The organism is Streptomyces sp. NPDC002690 (assembly GCF_053592415.1).
Map to the genome: position 1 here is coordinate 1 of NZ_JBSFVR010000441.1, position 5,466 is coordinate 5,466.

Below are 5,466 nucleotides of genomic sequence, written 5' to 3' on the forward strand. Positions count from 1 at the left end.
GCGCGGCGTCGTCGAGGCGGGCCTCGCCGCCGGTCGTCACGGCGCGGGCGGCGACGATGCCGGCGCAGATGGCGGCGGACGAGGAGCCGAGGCCGCGGCCGTGCGGGATGCGGTTGGCGCAGACGATTTCCAGCCCGCGCGGCTGTCCGCCGAGCAGGTCGAAGGCGGTGCGCATGGAACGTACGAGCAGGTGCGACTCGTCGCGGGGCAGGTTGTCGGCGCCCTCGCCGGCGATGTCGATGTGCAGACCGGAGTCGGCGACCCGGACGACCACGTCGTCGTAGAGGCCCAGCGAGAGGCCGAGGGCGTCGAAGCCCGGGCCCAGATTGGCGCTGGTGGCGGGGACGCGCACCCTGACGGCGGCGGCTCGGAACGCGGGACCGGCCATCGGCTGGTGGACTCCTTGGGGCGGGGTTGCGGTGCGTGCGGGTGACTCTGCGGGGGCGGGGTGCTGACACGGGAGTCCGGTCGGCCGGAAACACGGTTTCCGGGCGGCGGTGCTCCGGTGGTGGACCCCACGACCACCGCACGACGACAAGGACAGGCCCTTACGGCGCTGCCGGTCGCGTACAGCTTATCGAAGGAAGGTTCTGTGGCGACATAGGGCGCATGGGAGGCGCACGATGCGTGTCGTACGCATCCCTTGCGCTCTCCGCCCGGATCAGGGGGGTTGGGCCCGGTCCGCCCGGTGTGCGCCGCACCGCCCGGAGGCTTTCGCCTGACGGGCGGTGCGGTGTCGGTGCGGTGCCCCGGAACCGGGTCCCGGGGAGCGGGGAGGCTCAGACGAGGCCGAGCTTCTCCGCGGCGGTGGCGGCGTCGACCGGGACGGTGACGGGCTGCGGCGCGCCCGCGACAGCCCAGTCGGGGTCCTTCAGGCCGTTGCCGGTGACGGTGCAGACGATCCGCTGGCCGGGGTCGACCTTGCCCTCTTCGGCGGCCTTGAGCAGGCCGGCGACGGAGGCGGCCGAGGCGGGCTCCACGAAGACGCCCTCCTGTGCGGCCAACAGGCGGTAGGCCGACAGGATTTGACGGTCGGTCACCTCGTCGATGAAGCCGCCGGACTCGTCCCGGGCGGCCAGCGCGTAGTCCCAGGACGCCGGGTTGCCGATCCGGATCGCGGTGGCGATCGTCGCCGGGTCCTTCACGATCTCGCCGCGCACGATGGGCGCGGAGCCGGAGGCCTGGAAGCCCCACATGCGCGGCCGGTGGGTGGCCATGCCGTCACCGGCGTACTCGGTGTAGCCCTTCCAGTAGGCCGTGATGTTGCCCGCGTTGCCGACGGGCAGGACGTGGATGTCCGGGGCGTCGCCGAGCGCGTCGACGATCTCGAACGCGGCGGTCTTCTGGCCCTCGATGCGGACCGGGTTGACCGAATTGACGAGCGCCACCGGGTAGTTGTCCGACAGCGAGCGGGCCAGCGTCAGGCAGTCGTCGAAGTTGCCGTCGACCTGGAGGATCTTGGCGCCGTGCACGAGCGCCTGGCCCATCTTGCCGAGCGCGATCTTGCCGCGCGGGACGAGGACGGCGCAGACCATCCCGGCGCGCACCGCGTACGCGGCGGCGGAGGCGGAGGTGTTGCCGGTGGAGGCGCAGATGACGGCCTGCGCGCCCTCCTCCTTGGCCCGGGTGATGGCCATGGTCATGCCGCGGTCCTTGAACGAACCGGTGGGGTTGGCGCCCTCGACCTTGAGGTACACCTCGCAGCCCGTGCGCTCGGAGAGAACCTGCGCCTGAACGAGCGGCGTGCCACCTTCACCGAGCGAGACGATCGGCGTCGTGCTCGTGACCGGAAGGCGGTCCCGGTACTCCTCGATGATCCCGCGCCACTGGTGGGTGCCCTTGCTGGTCATGGGTCCTTACTCCCCTTCAACACGCATGATGCTGGCGACACCGCGCACGGTGTCGAGCTTCCGCAGCGCTTCGACGGTCGCCGAGAGGGCGGCGTCGGGCGCGCGGTGGGTGACGACGACGAGAGAAGCCTCGCCGCTCGTGTCCGCCCAGCGCCCGCCGCCACCCTGCTCGACGGCGACCTCGTCGCCGCTGCTCGAATTACGGCTTTGCTGACGAACGGTATCGATCGACACACCCTGCTCGGCGAAGACCGTGGCGACCTGGGCGAGAACACCCGGTTTGTCGGCGACGTCGAGGCTGATGTGGTAACGCGTCACGACCTCGCCCATCGGGCTGACGGGGAGGCGCGCGTAGGCGGACTCACCGGGGCCGGTGGCCTCGTTGAGCTTGTTCCGGCAGACGGCTACGAGGTCGCCGAGGACCGCCGAGGCGGTCGGCGAACCGCCGGCGCCGGGGCCGTAGAACATCAGCTGCCCGGCCGCCTCGGCTTCGACGAAGACGGCGTTGTACGCCTCGCGCACGGAGGCCAGCGGGTGGCTGAGCGGGATCATCGCGGGGTGGACGCGCGCGGTGACCGACTGCCCGTCCGCCGCCCGCTCGCAGATGGCGAGGAGCTTGACGGTGCAGCCCATGCGGCGGGCGGAGGCGATGTCGGCGGCGGTGACCTCGGTGATGCCCTCGCGGTGCACCTCGCCGATCTTCACCCGGGTGTGGAAGGCGATCCCGGCCAGGATCGCGGCCTTCGCGGCGGCGTCGAAGCCCTCGACGTCGGCGGTCGGGTCGGCTTCGGCGTACCCGAGGGCGGTCGCCTCGTCGAGCGCCTCGGAGTAACCGGCGCCGCTGGTGTCCATCTTGTCGAGGATGAAGTTGGTCGTGCCGTTGACGATGCCGAGCACCCGGTTGACCTTGTCGCCGGCGAGGGACTCGCGCAGCGGACGCACCAGCGGGATGGCCCCGGCGACGGCTGCCTCGTAGTACAGGTCGCGGCCGTGCTTCTCGGCGGCGGCGTGCAGGGCCGTGCCGTCCTCGGCGAGGAGCGCCTTGTTGGCGGAGACGACGCTCGCGCCGTGCTCGAAGGCGGAGGTGATGAGGGTGCGGGCCGGCTCGATGCCGCCGATGACCTCGATCACGACGTCGATGTCGCCTCGTTCGACCAGGGCCGTGGCGTCGGTGGTGATGAGCGCGGGATCGATTCCCTCGCGCACCTTCGAGGGCCGGCGGACGGCGACGCCGGCGAGCTCCACCGGCGCGCCGATGCGCGCGGCGAGGTCGTCGGCGTGCGTCGTCATGATGCGCGCCACCTCTGAGCCGACCACACCACAGCCCAGCAGCGCCACCTTCAGCGGACGCGTACGCATCATCCGACCTCGTTTCTCCTGCTTTTGATGTGTGGAACAGTCTCACTCACCGGACGGGCGATTCTGTCACCCGTCCGGATTCTGAGACATCTATTTCATCAACCGACATCGAGACGCAGGAGATCTTCCTCCGTCTCGCGTCGGACGACGACGCGCGCCTGTCCGTCGCGCACGGCGACGACGGGCGGGCGGAGTGCGTGGTTGTAGTTGCTCGCCATCGACCGGCAGTACGCGCCGGTGGCCGGTACGGCGATCAGGTCGCCGGGGGCCAGGTCGGCCGGCAGGAACGCGTCCTTCACCACGATGTCGCCGCTCTCGCAGTGCTTGCCGACGACCCGGACCAGCATCGGTTCGGCGTCGGAGCTGCGCGAGACGAGCGCGACGCTGTACTCGGCGTCGTAGAGCGCGGTCCGGATGTTGTCGGACATCCCGCCGTCGACGCTGACGTACGTGCGGAGCCCTTCGAGCGGCTTGATCGTGCCGACCTCGTAGAGGGTGAAGGCGGTGGGGCCCACGATGGCGCGCCCCGGCTCGACGGAGATCCGGGGGGTGGCGAGACCCGAGGCCTCGCACTCGCGGGTGACGATGTCGCCGAGCGCCTTGGCGATCTCGTGCGGCTCGCGCGGGTCGTCGTCGGAGGTGTAGGCGATGCCCAGGCCGCCACCGAGGTCGATCTCGGAGAGCTCGACGCCGTGCTCGTCGCGCACCTCGGCGAGGAGCTGGACCACCCGGCGGGCGGAAACCTCGAAACCGGCCATGTCGAAGATCTGCGAGCCGATGTGGGAATGGATGCCGGTGAGCTCCAGGCCGTCCAGCGTGAGGGCGCGGCGTACCGCCTCGGCCGCCTGGCCACCGGCCAGCGCGATCCCGAACTTCTGGTCCTCGTGCGCGGTGGCGATGAACTCGTGGGTGTGCGCCTCCACGCCGACGGTGACCCGGATCTGCACCCGCTGGCGCTTGCCGAGCCGCTGGGCGGCGTGGGCGACGCGGACGATCTCCTGGAAGGAGTCGAGGACGATCCGGCCGACACCGACCTCCACGGCCCGCTCGATTTCGTCCGTCGTCTTGTTGTTGCCGTGGAAGGCGATGCGCTCGGCGGGCATCCCGGCGTCCAGCGCGGTGGTCAGCTCCCCACCGGAGCAGACGTCGAGGTTGAGCCCCTCCTCGCGGAGCCAGCGCACGATCGCGCGGGAGAGGAAGGCCTTGCCCGCGTAGTAGACGTCGGCGTCGGCGCCGAAGGCGTCGGACCAGGCGCGGCAGCGGGCCCGGAAGTCGGCCTCGTCGAGGAAGTACGCCGGGGTTCCGAACTCCTCGGCGAGCCGGGCGACTTCGATGCCGCCGACCGTGAGGGCGCCGTTGGCGTCACGGGTGACGGTGCGCGACCAGACCTTCTCGTCGAGGAGGTTCAGGTCGGTGGGCGGGGCGGCGTAGTGCCCCTCGGGGACGACATCGGCGTGACGGGGACCGGCGGGGTGGGCGGATCGGCTCATCGTTCGGCTCTCTCGGGTCTCTCGGGTCTCTCAAAGATGTGTGGGCGCACTGATACCGAGCAGGGACAGGCCACCGGCCAGCACCGTTCCGGCGGCTTCGGCGAGGGCCGGCCGGGAGCGGTGGGCGGCCGAGGGTTTCTCGTCGCCGGCGGGAAGCGGGGGGCAGGCGTCGTGGAAGTCGAAGAAGGCGTGCGCGACGGCTTCGAGGTGGCGGGCGAGCCGGTCGGGCGCACGGTGCCGGGCGGCGGCGAGGAGGACCGCCGGATGGTCGGCGAGGAGGGCGGCCAGCGCGAGGGCGGCCGGCTCGCCGAACGGGGCACCGCGGTCCTGGGCGGTACGGTCCCGGACGCCGTCCCCGTACGCCTCGGGCGCGACCCGGACGCCGAGCTCGCGGGCGCCCCGGGTGACGGCGTGGGCGCGGGCGTGGGCGTAGCGGACCAGGAAGAGCGGGTTGGCGGCGCTCTGGACCAGGAGTCCGCCGTCGAGCGCGGCCCGGTCGTGGCCGGCGGCCCGCAGCAGCCCCCAGCGGGCGGCGTCCGGCCCGAGGCGTACGAGCAGCTCGGCGGCGGGCGCACCGGCGGGCACCGGCCGGATCGCGGTCGCGTCGCCGACTCCCGCGGACGGGCCGTCCGGCGCGGGCCCGGAGCCCGTGCCCGAGGCGACCCCCAGGCCGCCCCACGCCGGGTCGGCGGGTCCGGCCGGGGTGGTGCGCGCGCACTCGTCGTAGGAGGAGCGTTCGACCGGGTTCGAGGCCAGGGTTTCGGTGG

General features: G+C 72.3%; 5 protein-coding genes. All 5 read right to left on the reverse strand.

Annotated features, from left to right (window positions below; translation table 11 throughout):
- The coding region (locus ACWD3D_RS32760; protein ID WP_451464370.1) for a homoserine kinase at positions 1 to 388 on the reverse strand (388 nt) is incomplete at its 3' end.
- Between the two features lie 391 nt (positions 389 to 779).
- Positions 780 to 1,850 carry a threonine synthase gene (gene thrC / locus ACWD3D_RS32765; RefSeq protein WP_451464371.1) on the reverse strand — a complete coding sequence of 357 codons (1,071 nt, stop codon included), beginning with the start codon at positions 1,848 to 1,850 and terminating at the stop codon, positions 780 to 782.
- Between the two features lie 6 nt (positions 1,851 to 1,856).
- Positions 1,857 to 3,212, reverse strand: coding sequence for a homoserine dehydrogenase (locus tag ACWD3D_RS32770; protein WP_451464372.1), 1,356 nt, complete (start codon positions 3,210 to 3,212; stop codon positions 1,857 to 1,859).
- A gap of 95 nt (positions 3,213 to 3,307) precedes the next feature.
- Entirely contained in the window at positions 3,308 to 4,699 is a 1,392-nt protein-coding gene (gene lysA / locus ACWD3D_RS32775) for a diaminopimelate decarboxylase (RefSeq protein WP_451464373.1), read from the reverse strand.
- A 30-nt stretch (positions 4,700 to 4,729) separates the two neighbouring features.
- Positions 4,730 to 5,466 (reverse strand): DALR anticodon-binding domain-containing protein (locus ACWD3D_RS32780; protein ID WP_451464374.1); only part of this gene is annotated, 737 nt, incomplete at its 5' end.